Origin of the sequence: Streptomyces sp. NPDC060000 (assembly GCF_042737375.1) — a bacterium.
Taxonomy (GTDB): Bacteria; Actinomycetota; Actinomycetes; order Streptomycetales; family Streptomycetaceae; genus Streptomyces.
In genome coordinates this window covers 89676-111250 of the sequence record NZ_JBHWUU010000001.1, presented here as the reverse complement: position 1 = coordinate 111250, position 21575 = coordinate 89676, and the positions used below count along the sequence as shown (strand labels likewise).

The window sequence follows — 21575 nt, the reverse complement described above, 5'->3', positions numbered from 1 at the left end:
AGTCGATCTGTCGCCACTCGAAGGGAACCTGATCATGCCCCGCCCCCTGCGGGTAGCCATAGTCGGAGCCGGCCCCGCCGGGATCTACGCCGCCGACGCGCTGCTCAAGTCCGATGTGGCCGCCGACCCGGGTGTCTCCATCGACCTCTTCGAGCGCATGCCGGCCCCGTTCGGCCTGATCCGTTACGGCGTCGCCCCTGACCACCCCCGCATCAAGGGCATCATCAACGCCCTGCACCAGGTCCTCGACAAGCCGCAGATCCGCCTCTTCGGCAACGTCGACTACCCGACCGACATCAGCCTGGACGACCTGCGCGCCTTCTACGACGCGGTGATCTTCTCGACCGGCGCGACGGCCGACCGCGAGATGTCCGTCCCGGGCATCGAGCTCGACGGCTCCTACGGCGCCGCGGACTTCGTCTCCTGGTACGACGGTCACCCGGACGTGCCGCGCGCCTGGCCGCTGGAGGCCGAGAAGGTCGCGGTCCTGGGTGTCGGCAACGTCGCCCTCGACGTGGCCCGTGTCCTGGCCAAGACGGCGGACGAGCTGCTGCCGACGGAGATCCCGGCCAACGTCTACGAGGGCCTCAAGGCCAACAAGGCGCTGGAGATCCACGTCTTCGGCCGCCGTGGCCCGGCGCAGGCCAAGTTCTCCCCGATGGAGCTGCGGGAGCTGGACCACTCCCCCACCATCGAGGTGATCGTCGACCCCGAGGACATCGACTACGACGACGGTTCTATCGCGACGCGGCGCGGCAACAAGCAGGCCGACATGGTCGCCAAGACGCTCGAGAACTGGGCGATCCGTGACGTCGGCAACCGCCCGCACAAGCTGTTCCTGCACTTCTTCGAGTCGCCGACCGAGATCCTCGGCGAGGACGGCAAGGTCGTCGGCCTGCGCACCGAGCGCACGGCCCTCGACGGCACCGGCAACGTCAAGGGCACCGGCGAGTTCAAGGACTGGGACGTCACGGCGGTCTACCGCGCCGTCGGCTACCTCTCCGACAAGCTCCCGAAGCTGCCCTGGGACCTCGACTCGGGCACGGTCCCGGACGAGGGCGGCCGCGTCATCGAGGAGTCCGGCGAGCACCTGCAGTCCACGTATGTCACCGGCTGGATCCGGCGCGGCCCGGTCGGTCTGATCGGCCACACCAAGGGCGATGCCAACGAGACGGTGTCGAACCTGCTGGCCGACCACGCGGGCGGCCGTCTGCACACGCCTGGTTCGCCCGAGCCGGAGGCCGTGGACGCGTTTCTCGCCGAGCGCGAGGTCCGCTTCACCACCTGGGAGGGCTGGTACAAGCTGGACGCCGCCGAGAAGGCGCTGGGCGAGCCGCAGGGCCGCGAGCGCGTCAAGATCGTCGAGCGCGAGGACATGCTGCGGGAGAGCGGCGCGTAGGTCCGGCACGCAGATCCGGCGCGTGGGGTCCGGAGACCACGTCGGTCGCTCAGGCGGCCGCACCAGGTCCCCGGACCCCGACCCGCCCACCGCCCCCGGCCGTTGCCGCACCGAGGTCTGACCCGCACCGCGGCCTGCGGTGCGGGCGGCGGCGGCGGCCCGGGCTTCAGCGGTAGCGGGTGGCGAGGTCGCGGCCACCGACGACCGCCATGGCCGCGGTCAGCAGCAACAGAGCCGCCGCCCGGGCCGCGATGCCGGCGAGCAGCACCGCGGGGTCGGGGACCGACAGGTCCAGCCACGTGTACACGGCCGCGAGGCGCAGCACCAGGACCAGCAGCCCGAGCGCGGCCAGGGGCGGGGCAGCTCCCCGCCCGCCGGCCCCGCCCTGCGGATCCGCCACACCGGCCGGCCGAGCGCGCCCACGAAGAAGCAGGTGGTCGGCGCCCAGACGGAGTCGGCGGCGGCGGGCCGCACCACGACGCAAGCGCCCATGACGACACAGCAACACGACGCAGGGCGCCCATGACGACACAGCGGCCCGCGTACACGAGCCCTGCCGTCCCGGCGGGCCGGCACGAACAGCTCCGCAGGACACCGTTCCCGGCGAGGCGTTCAATGGGGCTCATGGGTGTTCGGCAGAAGACAAGACGCCACCTAGGGAGGCCCGGAGCGGCCCTGGCTCTGGCTCCGCTCCTACTGGTCCCCGGTGCCCTCGCCGCCGCTCCCCCGCCCCAGCCGCCTCCGCAGCTGACGTCGTCGGGCGTGGACGCGGCCGTCGGGAAACTCGACGGCATCGTGCGCGACGGGATGCGGCGGACGGGTGTGCCCGGGGTCGCGGTCGCCGTCGTGTACAAGGACCGGGTCGCCTACCTGAAGGGCTTCGGCGTCCGCCACGAGGGACAGTCCGCCAGCATCGACCCCGACACGGTGTTCGAGCTGGCGTCGCTGTCCAAGCCGCTGGCGTCGACCGTCGTCGCCGGGTCGGTGGGCGACAAGATCGGCTGGGACGACCCCGTGGCCCCGCACCTGCCCGGCTTCGCCCTCAGGGACCCGTGGGTGACGCGGCAGGTCACGGTGGCCGATCTCTTCGCGCACCGCAGCGGCCTGCCCGACCACGCGGGTGACCTGCTGGAGGACCTCGGCTACGACCGCGCGTACATCCTGAACCACCTGCGATACGAGCCGCTGGCCCCGTTCCGCGCCGCGTACGCCTACACCAACTACGGTCCGACGGCGGCCGGTCAGGCGGTCGCCGACGCCAAGGGCACGACCTGGGAGAAACTCGCCGAGGACACCCTGTACAAGCCCGCCGGGATGACCTCCACCAGCTCCCGCTTCGCCGACTACGAGGCCGCGAAGAACCGGGCCGACCTGCACGTCCAGGCCGCCGACGGCACCTGGCGGGCCGCCTATGTACGCGACGCCGACGCCCAGGCCCCGGCGGGCGGTGCCAGTTCCTCCGCCCGTGACATGTCCCGCTGGCTGCGCCTGCAACTGGCGAACGGCGAACTCGACGGCAGGCAGATCATCCCGGCCGAGCAGCTCGAACACACCCACATCCCGGCGATCGTCTCGGCGCCCCCGCCGGCCCCCGCAGGGCGCGCGGGCTTCTACGGCCTCGGCTGGAACGTCGGTTACGACACTCTCGGCCGCCTGCGCCTGAGCCACTCGGGCGCCTTCGCGCTCGGCGCCAACACCAACGTCACCATGCTTCCCGGCGAGGACCTGGGCATCGTCGTCCTCACCAACGGCAAGCCCCTCGGACTTCCGGACGCCATCGCGCAGAGCTTCTTCGACACCGCCGAGCACGGGAAGCCCACGGCCGACTGGCTCGACCTGATCGGAAAGGTCTACGCCCAGGAGGAAGCGGCGGGGCGCTCACCCACCGACTACACCGACCCGCCCGCGAACGCGGCCGCCGCCCGCCCCGACGCCACGTACACCGGGACGTACGCCAACAGCTACTACGGTCCGCTGACGGTCTCCGCGTCCGGCGGCGAACTGACCATGCGGCTGGGCCCGAAGCCGACGACGTTCCGGCTGACCCACTACGCCGGGGACACGTTCAGTTTCCGGACGGTCGGCGAGAACGCCGTCGGGCTGTCCGGCGTCACCTTCAAGGGCAACCGGGACGGCCGGGCGACGCGGGTGACCGTGGAGGCCTTCGACGAGAACGGCCTCGGCACCTTCACCCGCGAATAGACGTCCCGCCCCCGGTCAGCCGTCGTCGCGCGGGTAGGTCCGGATCACCTGGGCGTGTACGTCGGCCTGAAGGTAGGCGCTGCCGTAGTCGTCGGAGAGATACACACTCATCGTCGGCTCGCTGTCGAAGATCGTGGAGCCCGGGTTGATCACCAGGTAGCGGCTCGTCGGCTCGGGAACGCCCAGGGACCTGGCGGCCCGGGTGAGCAGCGTCGGCACGGCGTCCCAGTCGTAGACGTCCAGGTCGACGGGGATCGCGCCGTTCATGACACTGCCGCCCGGCCCGTCCTTCACCGCCACGTCCCCGCCGCGGTACATGTACCGGTCGTAGAGCTTGGGGTGTCCGGCGACGGGGGCGTCGGCGATGGCGTACTCCCCGTAGACCACGAGGCTGGTGACCTTCGTCCCGCCCATCGCGGCGGTCAGTTTCGCCACGGCCGTCCTGATGCCGTCCGCGCTGAGCAGATCCACCTTTCCCACGGCGACGGCGCCGCCGGAGGAGGGCGCCGACCGGGCGCTCTGCGACACGGACGGCGAGACGGACGCAGCCGACGTGCCCGCGCGACCGGTACCGCCGTCCTTCGTGTGCGGAACCAGCGTCCACACCAGAACACCCGCCAGGGCCGTGCCGACGACGCCTCCGACGACGGCCGGGCCGCGGCTGCGGCGCCTTCGGGGCGTGGCACCCGAGTACGGCACGGTGGGGGTGACGTCGGCGACCCCGGGCGGAGCAAGGGGATAGGAGGTCGGCGGGGCCTGCGGGACGCCGTGGGCCGACGCCGACGCCGGCACCGGCGCTGCCGGACGCGGTGCGTCCCCCGTCGCGTCCGCGGCCGCGGCCGCGAGCAGCCGGTCGACCTCCGCCGCGTCGGGGCGGGCCTGTGGGTCCCGGACGAGCAGCGCCCCGAGAACACCGGTCAGCGGTCCGGCACGGCGCGGCGCGGGCACGTCCTCGCCGAGTACGGCGGCCAGCGTGGCGAGGGTGCTCGCCCGGCGCAGCGGATGGTGTCCCTCCACGGCGACATACAGCAGCATCCCCAGCGACCAGAGGTCGGCGGCGGGACCGCCCTCCTTGCCGCTGACCCGTTCCGGCGCCATGAAGTCGGGCGAGCCGATGACGGCGCCGGTGGCGGTGAGACCCACGGAATCCCGGACCGCGGCGATACCGAAGTCGGTGAGCACGGGCCGCCCGTCGGGCCGCAACAGGACGTTGGCGGGCTTCACATCACGGTGCTCGATGCCGACGGCGTGCGCGGCGCGCAGCGCGGACAGCACCTCGCGGCCCAGCCGGGCGGCCTCGGCCGGCGGCATCACGCCCCGGTCGAGCCGGTCCTGCAGGGAGCCGCCCTCGACCAGTTCCATCACGATCCACGGATACGTGTTCTCGCCACCGTCGACGATGTGATGGATCGTGACGACGTTGGGGTGGTGGACGCGCGCCAGCGCGCGGGCCTCCCGCAGGACGCGCTCGCGCAGCATGCGCGCGCCCTCGGGGTCGTACTCGGCCAGGTCCGGGTCCGGGGGGCGCACCTCCTTCACGGCCACGTCCCTGCGCAGCGCCAGGTCGTGGGCGCGCCACACCAGGCCCATGCCTCCGCCGCCCAGTCGCCCGACCAGCTCGAAACGGCCGTCGACGACGCGTCTGTGGGGTTCCGCTGTGCTCATGGAGGGAGCTTAGGGGTACGGGCCGGCCGGCATTCCGTCGGCCGGAGGGGGCACAGCGCGAATGGTCCGCGAAGGCCACGGGCATGCTGTGAACGAGGTCACTTCGGGCGGGCCGTGCCGGAACCGTCTCCGGACCGCGCCCTCCTCGCCCATCGCCCTCCCCCACTAAGGACATGTGCTTTGGCTCTTATGTACCCTGACGCCCCCTCGGCCCGCCGCCCGGGCCGCTGCTGGACGATCCGTGTGGTCGGGCACCGGGACCGCTCCGCCTCGGTCACCTGCTCCTCGGCGTGTGTGATGCCGCCGCGCTCCCGGGACATCGCGGCCCTGCGCCGCTTCGCGGAGGCCCACGCGGCCGCGCACGCCAGAGCGGCGGCGGTGCATTCCGACGCCTCCTGCTGGTGCCGGCGGCAGCGGTGCGCGCTGCACGAGGGCACCCGGGCCGCCTGCGCGGGCACGGTCGTCCTCGTCCTGCGGCACGATCCGGCGGTGGGTCAGGTATGGACGCTCAGCGAAGTCTGCGCCGCGTGCGCCGCGTTGATGCCACACGCGCGCGTGCTGAGCCGGGCGGCTCCCCCACCGCCCCGCGTTCCGGCCCCGGCGACGGGCCCGGGACCGGAGGCGGGCGCGGGGAGAGACACCGGCACCGGAACGGTGACGAGCAGGGGGACCGAAACCGCCCAGAGTGGGGCTGCTACGGGCGCGAGCACGGGCCCCGGTTCGGCCACGGGTCCGGGCGCGGGCCGTCCGGCCCCGTCCGGCCCGGCGACGCCGACCGTGGGACCGCCGCGACTCGTCCCGGGCGGCTTCAGCGCACCCTCCTCTGGTGTCGGCGCGGGCCCGGAGCGGAGCGCCGGCCGACGGCGCGGGCCCGGCGGACGACGCGGGCGGCCCACAGGGTCGTAACCGATCCAAGGCCCCGCGCGCAGGCGTGGGGCGTCGATCCCCGGTTCCCCTGCCCTGACGGTGGCCGACACCGCGGCGTGACGTCCGGCCCCACAGATCGGGAGCGGCGCGGAAGGACCCTGGTGCGGAGCGGCCTGGGCACGGACCGCCTGGCACAGAACGGGCCCGGCGCGGACCAGGCCCGGTGCGGACCCGCTTGGGCCGCGGACCGGCCCAGGCGCAGACCGGCTCGGGCGCAGACCGGCCCAGGCGCAGACCGGCTCGGGCGCAGACCGGCTCGGGCGCGGACCGGCTCGGACGCGGACCGGCTCGGGCGGGAACAGGTCTGGCGACGGGCGGCCTGGACCGGAACGGCCGTCGGGTTCCGTCAGGGGTGGTATCGGGACTGCGGCGGGATGCGGACGGGCAGGGCGCCGAGGATCCGGCCGTGGGCCTGCGACGGGGCGGGCGGTGACGTCGGTGGCTCGCCGCGGCGGACGGCGGGCCGGTCGTCCGCCGACCGCCCCGCCACCAGCTCGGCGATCCGCGCACCGCTGCGCCGCCCCTCCAGGTGCAGACGGCCGATGTTGGTCCCGTCGTCGGCCAGCAACGTCAGAACGGCGGACGGCCCGGCCGCGTACGTCGCGAGACAGCCGCCGGCCCCGCGGACCAGCAGTTCGCGGAACTCGCCGCGGGCCGCCAGGTCGACCATCCGGCGCCCGACGCCGAGGGCCGCCGCGGTGAGCGCGGCCAGCCCTTCCGGTTGCACGTCCGGCATGTCCTGGGCGAGGACGAGACCGTCGGCGCCGGCCGCCAACGCGCCCGTCAGCTCCGGCAATCGGGAGCGCAACCGGTGCAGTTCGTTCAGAACCTCGGCCTCGACGGTCATGACCGTTGTCCCTTCGGCGCGTTGTCGGCTGACACGGATCAAGTGCGGTGCGGCGCGCGGTGGTTCAGGTGCCCCTGAGGTTACGGAAAGTGGCGGCCGGAAGCGATGCCTTCGGCACATTCCTTACGGACATGCCGCGCACCGGATGCTGCCACCGGGACGGGCTTCCCGGACAACTCGGTCGGGCCTCGGGGCGCGCCTCCGAACGCGGTACCTGACAACCGATATCCGCATGCGCCCGCCGGTGCGGCTGCGTACCCTGCCGCGCATGAACGTGCCGTTCACGAACGGCACTTCCGACCGGCGGCGGTCTCACGCCGGCCTGGCCGCTCCGTGAGTGAGCGGTGCTCGCCCGCCGGGAGTCGCGCCGTATCGCCACGCGGGACACGCGGTCGGCGATCCGGTATCGATGTGGTGGTCGCGGAGGGTGAGGTGGGGGCGTGAGCCCATGGTCGTGGAGCGCCCGTGAACTGGTAACCGGGCTCAAGCCGTGGCGACGGGTGGTGCTGGGCGTGTGCTTGTGCGCGCTCATGGTGCCGTTGTGGTTCGCCGCGAAGAACACCTACCGGTTCGTCGAGGGGCACCGGACGAAGACGGAAGGGGAGGTGCGCTGCGAGTGGGACGGCCCATGCGAGGGCGAGTGGATTCTGCCTGGCGGGCAGTACGGCGCGGGCGGGATCGAAGGACTGGATTTCGCGGCCGATGAAGAGGCCATGACGGACATACCCCTCTTCGCCGGGCCGGACTGGGCCGTCACCGACCGCTCTCGCCTGCTTTGTCACGCGACCCTGGAACTTGTCGGCAGTGGGATCGGCACGACCTTCGTCCTGTGGGTCGCCTGGGCCAGGTCCTGACGCCACCGGCAAGAAGGGGGCAGTCCCCGACGCGGGCCCGCCCCCTCTCTCGCGATCTCGGTCGAACAATCCCCTTCCGGGACGGTCCGATCCGCGGCCGCTTGGTGAGCGTTCACTCCCCGCTCACGATCCGGCAGGACTGCGACCGGTCATACAAGAGGGCGCGGGACAGATGTGGGGGCGCGCGGACAGGGCTCGCCCCGACGCGGATGGAGGGCGAGTCCTGTCCGCCGGCTCCGATTCTCGGGTCCGGAGGCAGACGAGCCCATGAGCGCGGGGGCACCGGCCGTGGTGAACGGCGCACACCCCGTACGAGTGGCGCACACCCCGTACGGGCGACGTTACGGATCCGGACGCGTGACGCGTCCCGCGCCGGGGAAGGCGCACCGCGGCGAGGCACTTCCGGGTGCCCGCGCCATGACCCGCTTGATCGCGCCCGCCCCGCGGCGAGTGATACTGGCCTTCGCACGTCGTCGCCACGTCGTCACCGCCCTCACGAATGGACTCATCCACATCTCCGCGACCGTTCCGCCCACGACGCCCTCCACGGTGTGGCAGACCCGTGGTCGTCACACCGGCCCCGCCGCGCCGGACGTCCTGCGCAAGCACCTTCAGGCCCTCAAGGACGCCGGGACCGTCCAGGACTTCATGGAGCTGCCCGACGCCGACACCCCCGAGGGGGAATCGGCGTTCGAAGCCCGGTGGCAGGTCGCGGAGGAGGTCACCGTCCGCGCCAGGCTCCGGCTCGCCGAGTGGTCCGGCCCCGGCCAGGAGTGGACGTTGACGGCGGAGGCGGAGCGGCCGTGGGACCTGCGCTGGCCGTCGCCCGCCGGCATGTTCTGGCCCTGGGAGACGGACACCCCCTGGGGTCAGGAGACCGTCACCGGTGAGCGCTTCCTCGTCACCAATGCGCTGCCGTCGGACGACAAGGAGCTGCGGCGCACGCTCCGGGCCGCCCTGCGGGACACCTGGACCGTCCACCTCGTCGTCCATGAGGCCATGACGCCCGACGAGCACGGCCGGCGGTCGCTGGTCCCGCTGCTGCCGCCCGGCCTGCACCACCGGGTCATCGAGCACCGCGCGGCCCCGCATCAGCTGCGCACCGTGAACTGGGCCCTCAAGGAGAGCAGGGTCGAGGTGCCGCGCGGCGGGGCGCTGGTGCTGCCGGGCGCTCCCGCTCCGGCCGACTACGACGCCGCCGACTTCTCGGTGCGCAGCGTGTTCCTGGACGGTACGCATCCCACCGAACTGCTGGACGCGGTACGGCGCTTCGCGGCCCTGCCCAGGCCGCTGCCGCAGGACGCCGACGCCGCGCTCACCGCGCTGCGGGAGGAGTGGCAGCTGCTGACCCTGGAGGAGGAGCTCGCCCGGGAACGCAAGCTGGTGGTGATGTACAAGGAGGCGCTGGAGGCGATGACGGAGTCCCGGGACCTGTACCGGGAGGCCGCCGAGCACGCCCACGAGGCACTGGCCGCATACCGGGAGATGGCCGCCGAGGCCGGGGAACCGCGGCAGGCGCCGGCCAGGAAGAGCGGCTCGCCGTTCCAGCAGCTGGGCCGGACCCTGGAGCGCTTCCGTGAGACGACCAAGGGCCTGCGCCCGTCGGCACCGGCGGCTACCGCCGCTCCCGGCGGGTCACCGGATCACAAGCACACCACCGGCACCACCGGCGGCGACGAGCCCGAGGTGACCGACCGGTAGGCATACAGCGGGCGGTCGGCAGACGCCGTGCCCGAATTGCCCGGCCCCGGGACGTGTCACACGCCCACATCTGGATACGCGGTCCCCACGGCACGACGGACCGCCCCGGAAGGGACCAGGACATGGGCAGCGAGCACGGCCCCCGGTCGGCGCCCCACCGCTCCGACACGACCCTGCGCGTCAACGGCAAGCCGCACACCCTCACCGTCGACCACCGGCGGGTGCTGCTGGACGTCCTGCGGGAGGATCTGGACCTCACCGGAGCGAAGAAGGGCTGCGACCACGGGCAGTGCGGCGCGTGCACGGTCCTGGTCGACGGCCGGCGCGTCAACAGCTGTCTGCTGCTGGCCGTCGCCCTGGACGGCTGCGACGTCACGACCGTCGAGGGCCTGTCCGGTGACGGTGAGGCGCCGCATCCGCTCCAGCGGGCCTTCATGGAACGCGACGCCTTCCAGTGCGGGTACTGCACGCCCGGACAGATCTGCTCGGCGGTCGGCGCGCTCGCCGAGGCGGAGACGGGTCATCCCTCACACGTCACGGACCCGGCGGTGCCCTCCGGACGGCCCGTCGCACTGGACCGGGACGAGATCCGCGAGCGGCTCAGCGGCAATCTCTGCCGCTGCGGCGCGTATCCCCGCATCGTCGACGCCGTCGAGGACGTGACCGGGGCGGGCCGCACGCCATGACCGGGCCCGCGGCCCGGCGCCACGACCGGGGCAACCAGAGGACGTGATCCGGTGGAAACCTTCGCCTACGTACGGGCCGCCAGTCTCGCGGAGGCCGCCGAGGCCTTCGCCGCGCACCCGGGGGCACGCTATCTGGGCGGCGGCACCAACCTGGTCGACCTGATGAAGCTCGGGGTGGAAAGGCCGACCGCCCTGGTCGACGTCACCCGGCTGCCGCTGAACGAGGTGACGGAGCTGCCGGACGGGTCGCTGCGGATCGGCGCGCTGGTGCGCAACAGCGACCTCGCCGCGCACCCGAGCGTCCGGGACCGCTACCCCGCCCTCTCCCAGGCGGTGCTCGCGGGCGCCTCGGGCCAGCTGCGCAACGCCGCCACGACCGGCGGGAACCTGCTCCAGCGCACCCGTTGTCCGTACTTCCAGGACGTCTCCAAACCCTGCAACAAGAGGGAGCCGGGCAGCGGCTGCTCCGCCCTGGATGGCGTCCACCGCGACCACGCGGTGCTCGGCCACTCCGAGCGGTGCATCGCCACCCACCCGTCGGACATGGCCGTGGCGCTGGCCGCCCTGGACGCCGAGGTCGAGCTGTACGGCACGGCGGGCGTACGCCGGGTGGCGGCGGCCGGGTTCCACCGGCTGCCCGGGGAGGAACCCGAGCGGGACACCGTGATCGAACCCGGCGAGATCGTCACCGCCGTCCTGCTGCCGGCCGCCACGGCCGGGCTGCCGTCCGCTTACCGCAAGGCGCGCGACCGGGCCTCGTACGCTTTTGCGCTGGCCTCCGTCGCCGTGGTGCTGGAGGTCGCCGACGGTGTCGTCGCGCACGCGGGGATCGCCTTCGGGGCGCTGGCACACCGCCCGTGGCGGGCCCGGCGGGCCGAGCAGGCACTCCTGGGCGCGGCTCCCACCCGGGCGGCGTTCGAACGCGCCGCCGAGCTGGAGATGGCCGACGCCCGACCGCTGCGGGACAACGCGTACAAGGTCCCGCTGGCCCGCAGCCTCGCCGTCGACGTCCTGACGCGGCTCGTGCCGCACGAGGAGGAGTCATGACCGCCGTGGGCGCTCCCGCCGAGCGCCGGGAGGGCCGGGAGAAGGTCACCGGAGCCGCCCGCTACGCCGCCGAACAGCCCTACCCCGGGCGGCTCTTCGCCCGTCCCGTGCCGGCGGCGATCGCACGGGGCCGGGTGACCGGCGTCGACGTCACGGCGGCGCTGGCGCAGCCCGGTGTCGTGACCGTGCTCACCCATGAGAACGCGCCCCGCCTCGCCGAACCGGACGACGTGACCCTCGCCGTGCTCCAGAGCCCCGAGGTGCCGAACCGGGGCTGGTTCACCGCCCTGGTGGTGGCCGACAGTCCGGAGGCGGCCCGGGCCGGCGCCGCCGCCGTACGGGTCACCTGCGCCGAGGAGGCGCACGACGTCACACTCACCGCCGAGCACCCGCGGGCGTACGCCCCCGAGGAGATCAACGGCAGCTTTCCGGGAGTGCGTGAACAGGGCGACCCCGACGGCGCCTTCGCCGGTGCGCAGGTCCGGGTCGACGTCGGCTACCGGGTGCCGCCCCTGCACAACCACCCCATGGAGCCGCACGCCAGCACCGCGCAGTGGGACGGCGAACGGCTCACGGTGCACACCTCCAGCCAGGGCACCACGGCCGTACGCGCCGTGCTCGGCCAGATGTTCGGGCTGGCGGAGGACCGGATCACGGTCGTCGCCGAACATGTGGGCGGCGGCTTCGGCTCCAAGGGCACGCCCCGGCCGGACGTGGTGCTCGCCGCGATGGCGGCACGGCACACCGGACGTCCGGTCACCGTGGTCCTCCCCCGCCGCATGCTGCCCACCACGGTCGGCCACCGGGCGGCCACCCTGCACCGGCTGCGCCTGGGCGCGGACGCCGGAGGCCGGCTGACGTCCCTCGTGCACGAGGTGACCACGTACTCGTCACGGATCAAGGAGTTCGTCGAGTACGCGGGGATTCCGGCCCGTGTCATGTACGCCGCCCCGCACCGCCGCAGCCTGCACCGCGTGGTCCGGCTCGACGTGCCGACGCCGTCCTGGATGCGGGCGCCCGGCGAGGCGCCCGGCATGTACGCCCTGGAGTCGGCGATGGACGAGCTGGCCGAGGCGCTCGGCATGGACCCGGTCGAGGTGCGGATCCGCAACGAGCCGGAGACCGAGCCGGACAGCGGCAAGCCGTTCAGCAGCCGGCACCTCGTCGAGTGCCTGCGGGAGGGCGCCCGCCGGTTCGGGTGGCCGGGCCGGGACCCCCGTCCCCGGACGCGCTCCGCGGGCCCGTTGCTGCTCGGGACGGGCGTGGCCGCCGCCACGTACCCGGCGCAGGTGTATCCGTCGACCGCGGCGGCCCGTGCCCTGCCGGACGGGTCCTTCCTCGTCGAGGTGAACGCCGCGGACATCGGCACCGGCGCCCGTACGGTGCTGGCGCAGATCGCGGCGGACGCGCTGGGCGTGCCGCTGGAGCGGGTGGGGATCCGGGTGGGCAGCAGTGATCTGCCGGCGGCCCCGCTGGCGGGCGGTTCCTCGGGCACCGCCTCCTGGGGGTGGGCGGTGCACGAGGCCTGTGTGCGGCTCGCCGCCGAACTGGTTGGACGTCAGGGCCCGCTGCCCGGCGAGGGGTTGGAGGTCCACGCCGACACGGCGGGGGCGGCCGACGCCGAAAGCGCCTTCGCGCGGCACGCGTTCGGGGCACACTTCGCGGAGGTCTCCGTGGACACGGTGACCGGAGAGGTGCGGGTGCGCCGGCTGCTCGGGGTGTACGCGGCGGGACACATCCTCAACCCCCGTACCGCGCGCTCGCAGTTCGTCGGCGGGATGACCATGGGCCTGGGCATGGCGCTGACCGAGGGCAGCACCATGGACGCCGCCTTCGGTGACTTCGCCGAGTCCGATCTCGCGTCGTACCACGTGCCCGCGCACGCCGACGTGCCGGACATCGAGGCGCACTGGATCGACGAGGACGATCCGCATCTCAACCCGCTCGGCGGCAAGGGGATCGGTGAGATCGGAATCGTGGGCACGGCGGCCGCCATCGGCAACGCCGTGCACCACGCCACGGGCATCCGCTTCCGCGAGCTGCCCCTGACCCCGGACCGGGTGCTGACGGGCCTGCTGAAGCACCCGCCGACCCGGCTCTGACCAGGCCGCCCCGAGCCGACGTCGGTCCGGAGTGCTCGACGGCATCGGCCTGCGCCCGTCGTGGGGTGTGCCGGGATGAAACGGCTTTCGGCGGCCCGGCAGGGTCACGAGGTGTGACGCCGCCCACTGCGCGGGAGGGACGGCGCACTGCGCCATTCGGGGCGTCAGCCGGGTGAGCCGCGTCCCGATGCGGTAATCCCGCCGGAAACGGGAATCCGGAAACCGAAAGCGGGGCAATCGACAGTCAGGGGCCACGGACCGGGTCCGGTACTGAGAGGGCCGCCAGGAGCAGACGCCGCGCGACGGACCATCGGGAGGGCCCGTGGATGCGCCAACCACGCTTGTCGTCGTCGCCGTGCTGGGGGCCGCGGCCCTGTTCGCCGTGGCCGCCGCGGTGCTGGTGCGTCTAGTCCGGGCCCGCCGGGGCCTGAGGCGAGCGGGACTTCCCACCGGACCGCGCTGGGTGTTCTGGGGTGCGGTCCTGTACTTCGTGCTGCCGACCGACGTACTGCCGGACCCCGTCTATCTCGACGACATCGGTGTCCTCCTGCTGGCGCTGCGCTCACTGCGCCGCGCCCCCGAAAACGCACCCGAACGCCTCCCCGACTGACCGTCCAGGAAGACGTTTTCACCCCCGCTCGAGCCGATCTCCCCTGCTCCGCGCCCTGATCGGTGCCCAACTCCGCGATGATCACGGAGAGTAAGGAAACCAACCACCCGTTCGATTCGTATAAGTGACTGAAGGACGCACCTATCCAGCACCAAGCAGCGGGCCCGAGTGACGTCGCACAGCGGCACCGCTTGATCGAGGCAGTACCGACGAGGGAGAGACGATGCAACCGTTCACGCTCAACTACGCACGCCCTGCGGCCGAGTTGGAGTTCAGCGCTCCGTACGCCTATGACCCCGGACTGCAGTTGAACGTACTCCTCGACGGCCGGATCGCCGCTCGTGACCACGCCCTCCTGAGAGAACTGGGGACGACGACCTCGACTGCGGGCTCCAAGACCCACTTCGACGACTGAACACGGGCCGACGAAAATGACCGTGCTCATCCTTACCTGTGAAGAGGACGTCACGGCGGACATGGTGGTCGTGCACCTGAACGCCGCGGGCGTCCCCGTCGTCCGGCTCGATCCGGCCGATCTGACCCACTCCGTCGCGCTGTCCGGCGAGTACGTGCACGGTGCCTTCCGGGGCCACCTGTCGTCCGCCGGACGGCTGGTGAGCCTCGACGGACTGCGCTCGGTGTGGGTCCGGCGGCCCGGCACCGCGGCGGCCCGGGCACCCCAGCCGTCCGCATGGCTCACGGAGGAGGCCTCGCAGGCGCTGTACGGCATGCTCCGCGGCACCGGGGCACGCTGGATGAACCACCCGGACGCGTCCCTGCGCGCCCGGCACAAGCCCTGGCAGCTCCGGCTCGCCCAGCTCAGCGGGCTGCCCGTGCCGGCCACGATCGTCACCACGTTCCCGCAGGCGGCCCGCGAGTTCGCGGACCGGTACCCGGATCTGGTGGTCAAGCCGGTGTCCGGGGCGCATCCGCAGGATCCGCCCCGGGCGGTGCCCACCACCCGGGTTCCGCCGGGCGCGGACTTCACCGCCGTCGCCTACGGTCCGACGCTGCTGCAACGCAGGGTCGCCAAGCGGGCCGACATACGGCTGACCGCGGTCGGCGAGCGCATACTGGCCGCCCGCAAGGAGACCGCCCCCGGCGGCGACCCCGACGTGGTGGACGTGCGCTACTCGCCCTCCACCACACCGTGGCGTCCCGCCGACGTCCCGCCGCGCCTCGCCGAGGCCGTGCTGAGATATCTGCGGGAGGCGGAACTGGCCTACGGAGCCTTCGACTTCGCGGAGGACGCCGACGGGACGTGGTGGTTCCTGGAGTGCAACCAGTCGGGGCAGTTCGGCTTCGTGGAGGTGGACACCGGGCAGCCGATCGCCCGCACCATCGCGGAGTGGCTGGCCGGGGCGCCCCCGGAGCGCGATGCCCGGCGCGCCGACCGGTGCGGCTCCGCCGCCACGTGAGACAGCCGGGCGCGGCGGGAGCCCGGAGGGCACCGCCGCGCGCCGGGTCCGGCCCGGGGCCGCAGTCAGACGGCCAGGGACAGTCCGCTCTCCGCGTCGTCCGCGGGCACCGCCGCCGCGGACCCGAGCAGGGCGTCGGCCGCGGCGACCGCCTCCCTGACGTCGGACGTGCCCATCAGCACGCACAAGGTGTACGTCACGTCCCGCAGTTCACGAGCCGTCTGCGGTGTGTCCCGCTCCGCCTGGGCGATCCTCAGCGTCGCGTACCGGGTGAGCAACGTCCTGGCGACCTTCTGGTCCGGAACGATCACGAGCGCCCCTCTCTACGTGTGTTGCGCTGCGTGTGCCCGGGCCTGGGCAGTTCATGCGCGGCCGGCGAAGAAGTCACCCTCCAGGGTCATGATCCGGCCACGCACCGTCACGCGACCTGCCCGCTGTGCAGCTCCGTGCAGGCGCCGCCGCGGCCCGGAAGTTCGTCGTGCGTGCCGGTCTCCAGGATCCGCCCCTCCCCCATCACCACGATCCGGTCCGCGCCGCGCACGGTGGACGGGCGAGGGTGCGGATCGGGTGCTCGCCCCGGTAGTTGTGGTCGAGCGGTCTCTCGTACGACGACGCCATGGACGGCGGTCCTCCCGGTGGTCGTGTCAGACGGCGGCGTCCAGAGCCCCGAGTTCGCCGGCGGTGAGGACGAGGTCCGTCGCGGCGAGGGAGTCGAGGATCGTCTCGGGGCGGCTCGCTCCCGGGATCGGCACCACGACCGGCGACCTGGCGAGCATCCAGGCCAGGCACACCCGCTGCGGGCTGACCCCGTGGGCCTCGGCGACATGGGCGAACGGCGCGTAGGAGGAGCCCAGTTCGCGGGCGCGGGAGATGCCGCCGAGCGGGCTCCACGGCAGGAACGCGATGCCGAGCTCGTGGCACAGGCGCAGTTCGGGCTCGCTGGAGCGGAAGGCCGGGGAGAACTGGTTCTGCACGGCGGCCAGGCGTCCGCCGAGGATCTCGTTCGCCTGCCTGATCTGCTCGGGGTTCGCGTTGGAGATGCCGGCGGCGCGGATCTTGCCCTCGTCCAGCAGGTCGCGCACCGCGCCGACGGACTCCGCGTAGGGGACCCGCGGGTCGGGGCGGTGGAACTGGTACAGGCCGATGGCCTCCACGCCGAGCCGGCGCAGCGACGCCTCGCAGGCCGCCCTGAGGTGTGCGGGGCTGCCGTCCAGGGTCCAGCTACCGTCGCCGGGGCGCAGATGGCCGCCCTTGGTGGCGACCAGGACGTCCCGGCCCCGGTCGTGGGAGGCGAGCGCCTTGGCGATGAGGGTCTCGTTGTGGCCGACCTCGTCGGCGCCGAGGTGATAGGCGTCCGCGGTGTCGATCAGTGTCACGCCGGCGTCCAGCGCGGCGTGGATCGTGGCGAGGGACCGGGCCTCGTCGGGTCGTCCTTCGATCGACATGGGCATGGCGCCGAGGCCGATCGCGCTGATGTCCAGGTCACCGATACGGCGGTTCTGCATGGGCTCGCGACCTCTTTCGAATGCGGGCGGGCAGGTGGAAGTCCGGTGCCACCGAAGGTGACGGCGGCGCACCGGACGTCCTCCAGCCTGGCCCCGCTGTCGGCCGCGGGTCCAATGGAGATGAGCGAACGCATTCAGCAGCGGGGCCGCTGAATCACCGGGCGGCCGGTCAGGAGCGGTCCGCCAGGTACTCCGTCACCCCCGGCGCCCGGTGCGCGTCCTCCACGCCCACCAGACCGCCGACCGCCTTCGCGTCCGGCTTGAGCACGTACGTTTCCAGGGCGGCGGGCCGGGACACGTCCGAGAAGTCCTGCGGGGAGCCGAGTCCGGTGTCGGCGTTCTTCTGGGCGCGGTGCGCCTTCACCACGTCCTCCCGCGCGAGGCTGCCGGCCGCGCAGGCCTTCTTCAGGTCGGCGCCCAGCAGTTGGGCGGCGTTGTATCCGGACAGCACCCCGGAGTCCACCGGGGAGGCCGGGTACCTCTTCCCGTAGGCGGCCACCATCTTCCGGACACCGGGCAGGTCCGAGCTGACGGCGGGCGCCGCGCCGACCACGTTCAGCATGCCCAGCAGGGCCGGTGCCGCGGGCGTCTTCAACAACTGCGGCGCGAATCCGGGCGCGCTGCTGACGACGGGCACCTTCAGTCCGCGGGAGGCGGCGACGCCGACCAGCGAGGCCGTCTGCGCCGGGCCCGCGCTGATCAGGACGGCCTTCACGCCTGCCTTGCGCAACGCGGACACCTGCGCGGTCAGGTCCGTGTCCGTCGCCTTGATCTTCTGCGGGACGATCTTCAGGCCGGCCCGCTCGGCCGCCCAGGTCGAACCCTCCAGGGCGTTGGCGCCGTAGTCGCCCTCGAAGTAGACATGGCCTATGGCGTCGCCCTTGGCGAGACCCTTGGTGCGGGTGAGGAAGTCGACGGCCGCGAGCATGTCGACGTCGTAGGTGGTGCCGATGACCTGGACGGAGTCCTTGCCCAGCAGGGAGGCCGCCCAGGCCTGCGGGAAGGTGAGCAGGTGGTCGCTCTCGATGTCGTCGAGGAGGGCGGCGACCACGGGGGATCCGATGACCTGCGGCAGCGCGACCACGTCCGGGGCGAGGTCGGCGTAGGCGGTGACCGCCTTCTGCACGTCGTAGCCGTGGTCCTTGACGACGATCTCGACCTTGCGGCCGCAGACGCCGCCGCCCGCGTTGGTCTCGTCGGCCCACATCTGCTGGGCCTGCACGATGGACTTGCCGAGGGTGGCGTAGGGGCCGGTCAGGTCGGTGAGGGCGCCGAGTCTGATGGTCCTGGCGGTGACCCCCGGGCCCGTTCTGACGCCGTCGGCGCTCTCGGAGCCGCTGCCGCCGTCCGCCTTGGAGCTGCAGCCGGTGGCCGCGACGAGCAGGGCCGCGAGCGCGGCGGCGAGTACGGGGGCGGGGGTGCGGTGCCTGTGGTGCGTGCGGTTCACGGGGTGTGCTCCTTGGTTCGGACGGCGGAAGCGGTCGGACGGACGGTGGGCGGCGGGGCGGAGGCCCCGGAGGCGGGGCGCAGGCGGGTGCGGACACGGCGGACGAGGCCGCGCAGTCCGTCCGGGGCGTACAGCAGGACCAGGACGATCGCGGCGCCGTAGAGGTAGCGGGCGGCCTCGGTCGGGCCCACCCCGCCGTCGGTGGTGCCGGGGGTGGTCACCAGGGGCAACTGGTCGGCGTAACGGGTCATCAGCAGGGGGAGGGCGGTGACGAAGACGGCGCCCGCGGCGGCGCCGGCGACCGAGCCGAGGCCGCCGATCACGATCATCGCCAGGTAGTCGACCGAGAGGGCCAGGCCGAAGTAGTCGGGGACGACCCGGCGGAAGGCCAGCGCGAGCAGGACTCCGGCCAGGCCGGCGTACATCGACGACACGACGAAGGCCGCCGAGCGGTGACGGGCGACGTCGACGCCCATCACCGCGGCCGCCGTCTCGCTGTCGCGCAGGGCGGCGAGGGCGCGCCCCGGGCGTCCGCGCAGCAGACCGCGCGCGGTCCACCAGGTGCCGGCCAGCAGGACGAGGCCGAGGTACCACAGCCGTTCCTCGGCGCCGAACGGCACGCCGAGGAGGACCAGTCCGGGGCCGTCGTCGCTGAAGGAGAACCCGCCCAGGCTCAGCGGGGGCACGGAGCGGCCGTTGAACCCGCCGGTCACGGAGTCGGCCGTGAGCAGCACGTGGTGGCCCAGGAAGACCAGGGCGAGCGTGGCGACACCCAGGTAGATGCCCCGCACCCGTCCGGCGACGGGACTGAACAGCCCGCCCGCCGCCCCGGCGAGCAGCACAGCGAGGAGCGCGGCGAGCACCGTGGGCAGCCCGGGCCCGGGTTCGCCCGCCAGCCAGGTGTAGCCGTAGGCACCCACGGCGAGGAAGAAGGCGTGCCCCAGGGAGAGCTGGCCCGCGGTGCCGGTGAGCAGGCCCAGGCCGACGGCGCCGATCGCGGCGGCCATCGAGAAGAGGCCGATGCGCAGCCAGAAGGCGTCCAGGTAGAAGGGCAGCGCGCACAAAAGAAGGGCGGTCAGGAGCACGACGGCGCCCTTGGGGATCCGCTCAGACACGAGCCGCTCCCTTCGCGCCGAACAGTCCGGTGGGCCGCACCAGCAGGACGGCCACCATGACGGCGTACGGGGCGACATCGCCGAACCCCTCGCCCAGGAAGTGCAGTTCGGACTGGTAGCCGGCCGCCAGAGCCTCGGTGAGACCGATCAGCAGGCTGCCCGCCAGGGCGCCGGGCGGGGAGGTCAGACCGCCGAGGATCGCCGCCGGGAAGGCCTTGAGGGCGATTTGACCGGTGGTCCGTTCCAGCCCGGGGGCGGGAAACGCCGCGAGGAACACGGCGGCCAGGGCGGCCAGGGCGCCTGCCAGACACCAGGCGAGCATGCGCACCCGGCTCAGCCGTACGCCCATGAGGGCGGCCGCCTCCGTGTCCTCGGCGGCGGCCCGCAGGGCGAGACCCCAGGACGTGTGGCGGAACAGGGCGAAGACGGCGCCGATGGCGAGCGCGGAGACGGCGATCGCGGCGAGCCGGCTGTCGGCGACGGTCACCGGGCCCAGGCGGGTCACCGAGGCCCCCCACGGGTCACCGAGGGTCAGCAGGTCGCCGCCGATGCGCCGGGACAGGTCGGTGAGCAGCACGATGTCCACGCCGATGGTGACGATGGTCTGCACATGGGCGGCCTTGGGATCGGGGTCGCCGCGTTGCAGCAGCAGCCGGTCCAGCGCTCCGGCGAGCGCGGCGGTCGCCAGGACGGACACCGCGAGGGCGCCGGCGAAACCGAGGTCGTCGTGGAGGACGGCGATCAGGTAGCCGCCGAACAGCAGCAGCGAGCCATGGGCGAAGTTGAGCACCCCCGACGCCTTGAAGATGACGACGAAGCCGAGCGCGACCAGCGCGTAGACCGCGCCGAGGGCGAGGCCGGTGAGGACGCTGTCCAGAAAGGCGGTCATTCGGAGTCCTTGTCCTTTTCGGAGTCGGCGTCAGCTCGGGAGTCGGCGTCCACTTCGGAGTGGGCATCCGCCTCGGAGTCGGCGTCCGTTTCGGAGTGGGCGTCCGCCCCGGAGTCGGCGTCCGCCCCGGAGTCGGCGTCCGCCCCGGAGTCGGCGTCCGCCCCGGAGTCGGCGTCCGCCCCGGAGTCGGCGTCCGCCCCGGAGTGGCGGTCCGCCTCGGAGTCGGCGTCCGTCTCGGAGTCGATGTCCGCTTCGGAGTCGATGTCCGCTTCGGAGTCGGCGTCCGCTTCGAGGGCGGTGTTCTCTCCTGGGGCGGTGTCCTGCCCCGGAGCGGCTTCCTCGCCCGGGGTGCCGAGGTAGGCGCGCAGTACCTCGGGGTGGCGGCGGACCTCGTCGGGGGTGCCGTGGGCGATGCACCGCCCGAAGTCGAGCACCGTGACCTCGTCGGCGAGGCGCATCACGAGGCTCATGTCGTGCTCCACCAGCAGGACGGACAGACCGAGTTCCGCGCGGACGGCGTCGATCACCTCGGCAGTCCGGAGGCGTTCGGCGCCGTTCATGCCGGCCACGGGCTCGTCGAGCAGCAGGACCCGCGGCTCGAGACAGAGCGCTCGGGCGAGTTCCACGCGTTTGCGGTCGCCGTACGACAACAGGGCGACGGGCGTGTCGAAACGGGCGGCCAGTCCGGTGAGTTCGGCGATCTCACGGGCCCGGGCGAGATGGGCGTGCTGTTCGCGCACGGCGCCGGGCAGGCGCAGGGCGGTCGCGGCGAAGCCCGCGCGGGAGAGGACGTGCCGGCCGAGCATGAGGTTGTCGGCGACGGTTCCCTCGGTGGTGACGATGTTCTGGAACGTGCGGGCCACACCGAGGGCGGCGATCCGGTGGGGCGCGAGTCCGGTCAGGGTGGCGTCGCCGAGCCGGACCTGCCCGGACGCCGGACGGTACAGGCCCGACAGGACGTTGAAGCAGGTGGACTTCCCGGCGCCGTTGGGGCCGATCAGGGCGTGCACGGAACCCGGGGCGACGGTGAACGACACCGCGTCCAGGGCCGTCAGACCGGCGAAGCGCACGGTCACGTCCCGCACCCGCAGCTCGGGGGTGTCCGCCGGGGCACGGCCGGGGGCGGTACGCGTGGCGGGGGCGGTACGCGTGGCGGGGCGG

Annotated in this window: 18 protein-coding genes and 2 pseudogenes; 10 read left to right on the top strand and 10 right to left on the bottom strand. The window is 73.2% G+C overall.

Features of this window, described 5'->3' with window-relative positions:
- Nucleotides 1-34: 34 nt before the first annotated feature.
- Nucleotides 35-1399, top strand: a complete 1365-nt coding sequence (locus ACFWBB_RS00475) for an FAD-dependent oxidoreductase (protein WP_385264851.1) — start codon at nt 35-37, stop codon at nt 1397-1399.
- A 166-nt stretch (nt 1400-1565) separates the two neighbouring features.
- On the opposite strand, the gene ACFWBB_RS00470 is transcribed toward ACFWBB_RS00475, so the two are convergent.
- Nucleotides 1566-1799: a hypothetical protein gene (locus tag ACFWBB_RS00470; RefSeq protein WP_385264848.1), complete on the bottom strand. Its 234-nt coding sequence runs from the start codon at nt 1797-1799 to the stop codon at nt 1566-1568.
- 215 nt (nt 1800-2014) lie between these two features.
- Here ACFWBB_RS00470 and ACFWBB_RS00465 point away from each other — a divergent pair, with 215 nt between their 5' ends.
- Nucleotides 2015-3601 (top strand): serine hydrolase, encoded by a 1587-nt coding sequence (locus ACFWBB_RS00465; protein ID WP_385264846.1) that lies wholly within the window; start codon nt 2015-2017, stop codon nt 3599-3601.
- A gap of 15 nt (nt 3602-3616) precedes the next feature.
- On the opposite strand, the gene ACFWBB_RS00460 is transcribed toward ACFWBB_RS00465, so the two are convergent.
- Both ACFWBB_RS00460 and ACFWBB_RS00455 read right to left on the bottom strand, forming a co-directional pair.
- Nucleotides 3617-5266, bottom strand: coding sequence for a serine/threonine-protein kinase (locus ACFWBB_RS00460; protein WP_385264844.1), 1650 nt, complete (start codon nt 5264-5266; stop codon nt 3617-3619).
- 1273 nt (nt 5267-6539) lie between these two features.
- Nucleotides 6540-7040 carry a roadblock/LC7 domain-containing protein gene (locus tag ACFWBB_RS00455; RefSeq protein ID WP_385264841.1) on the bottom strand — a complete coding sequence of 167 codons (501 nt, stop codon included), beginning with the start codon at nt 7038-7040 and terminating at the stop codon, nt 6540-6542.
- A gap of 440 nt (nt 7041-7480) precedes the next feature.
- On the opposite strand from ACFWBB_RS00455, the gene ACFWBB_RS00450 reads away from it, so the two are divergent.
- The 8 genes from ACFWBB_RS00450 (at nt 7481) to tgmB (ending at nt 15458) form a co-directional block, all read left to right on the top strand.
- Complete coding sequence (locus tag ACFWBB_RS00450) at nt 7481-7894, top strand: hypothetical protein (protein ID WP_385264838.1); 414 nt, start codon at nt 7481-7483, stop codon at nt 7892-7894.
- A 549-nt stretch (nt 7895-8443) separates the two neighbouring features.
- Nucleotides 8444-9595, top strand: coding sequence for a hypothetical protein (locus ACFWBB_RS00445; protein ID WP_385265547.1), 1152 nt, complete (start codon nt 8444-8446; stop codon nt 9593-9595).
- 122 nt (nt 9596-9717) lie between these two features.
- Nucleotides 9718-10281, top strand: a complete 564-nt coding sequence (locus ACFWBB_RS00440; protein ID WP_385264836.1) for a (2Fe-2S)-binding protein — start codon at nt 9718-9720, stop codon at nt 10279-10281.
- Between the two features lie 51 nt (nt 10282-10332).
- Nucleotides 10333-11328, top strand: a complete 996-nt coding sequence (locus ACFWBB_RS00435) for an FAD binding domain-containing protein (protein ID WP_385264833.1) — start codon at nt 10333-10335, stop codon at nt 11326-11328.
- Nucleotides 11325-13430 carry a xanthine dehydrogenase family protein molybdopterin-binding subunit gene (locus ACFWBB_RS00430; protein WP_385264831.1) on the top strand — a complete coding sequence of 702 codons (2106 nt, stop codon included), beginning with the start codon at nt 11325-11327 and terminating at the stop codon, nt 13428-13430. The genes ACFWBB_RS00435 and ACFWBB_RS00430 overlap by 4 nt, the downstream gene beginning before the upstream one ends.
- 322 nt (nt 13431-13752) lie before the next feature.
- Nucleotides 13753-14040 carry a DUF1232 domain-containing protein gene (locus tag ACFWBB_RS00425; protein ID WP_385264828.1) on the top strand — a complete coding sequence of 96 codons (288 nt, stop codon included), beginning with the start codon at nt 13753-13755 and terminating at the stop codon, nt 14038-14040.
- A gap of 223 nt (nt 14041-14263) precedes the next feature.
- Nucleotides 14264-14455: a putative ATP-grasp-modified RiPP gene (gene tgmA / locus ACFWBB_RS00420; RefSeq protein WP_385264826.1), complete on the top strand. Its 192-nt coding sequence runs from the start codon at nt 14264-14266 to the stop codon at nt 14453-14455.
- Between the two features lie 16 nt (nt 14456-14471).
- Entirely contained in the window at nt 14472-15458 is a 987-nt protein-coding gene (gene tgmB, locus ACFWBB_RS00415; protein WP_385264824.1) for an ATP-grasp ribosomal peptide maturase, read from the top strand.
- Between the two features lie 65 nt (nt 15459-15523).
- Here the strand turns inward: tgmB and ACFWBB_RS00410 are convergent, their stop codons facing one another.
- The 7 genes and pseudogenes from ACFWBB_RS00410 to ACFWBB_RS00380 all read right to left on the bottom strand — a co-directional run.
- On the bottom strand, nt 15524-15769 hold the full coding sequence (locus tag ACFWBB_RS00410) for a DUF5133 domain-containing protein (protein WP_385264822.1): 246 nt from the start codon (nt 15767-15769) through the stop codon (nt 15524-15526).
- A gap of 107 nt (nt 15770-15876) precedes the next feature.
- Nucleotides 15877-16011 (bottom strand): annotated as a pseudogene (locus ACFWBB_RS00405) (ABC transporter ATP-binding protein); the annotation flags it as partial.
- 91 nt (nt 16012-16102) lie between these two features.
- Nucleotides 16103-16963, bottom strand: a complete 861-nt coding sequence (locus tag ACFWBB_RS00400) for an aldo/keto reductase (RefSeq protein WP_385264819.1) — start codon at nt 16961-16963, stop codon at nt 16103-16105.
- A gap of 169 nt (nt 16964-17132) precedes the next feature.
- Complete coding sequence (locus ACFWBB_RS00395) at nt 17133-18410, bottom strand: ABC transporter substrate-binding protein (RefSeq protein WP_385264816.1); 1278 nt, start codon at nt 18408-18410, stop codon at nt 17133-17135.
- The gene (locus tag ACFWBB_RS00390; RefSeq protein WP_385264813.1) at nt 18407-19525 is read right to left on the bottom strand and encodes a branched-chain amino acid ABC transporter permease; all 1119 of its coding nucleotides are present in this window, start codon (nt 19523-19525) and stop codon (nt 18407-18409) included. The genes ACFWBB_RS00395 and ACFWBB_RS00390 overlap by 4 nt, the downstream gene beginning before the upstream one ends.
- Nucleotides 19518-20414, bottom strand: coding sequence for a branched-chain amino acid ABC transporter permease (locus tag ACFWBB_RS00385; RefSeq protein ID WP_385264811.1), 897 nt, complete (start codon nt 20412-20414; stop codon nt 19518-19520). The genes ACFWBB_RS00390 and ACFWBB_RS00385 overlap by 8 nt, the downstream gene beginning before the upstream one ends.
- 329 nt (nt 20415-20743) lie before the next feature.
- Nucleotides 20744-21505: pseudogene (locus ACFWBB_RS00380) on the bottom strand (ABC transporter ATP-binding protein); the annotation flags it as partial.
- Nucleotides 21506-21575: the final 70 nt, after the last annotated feature.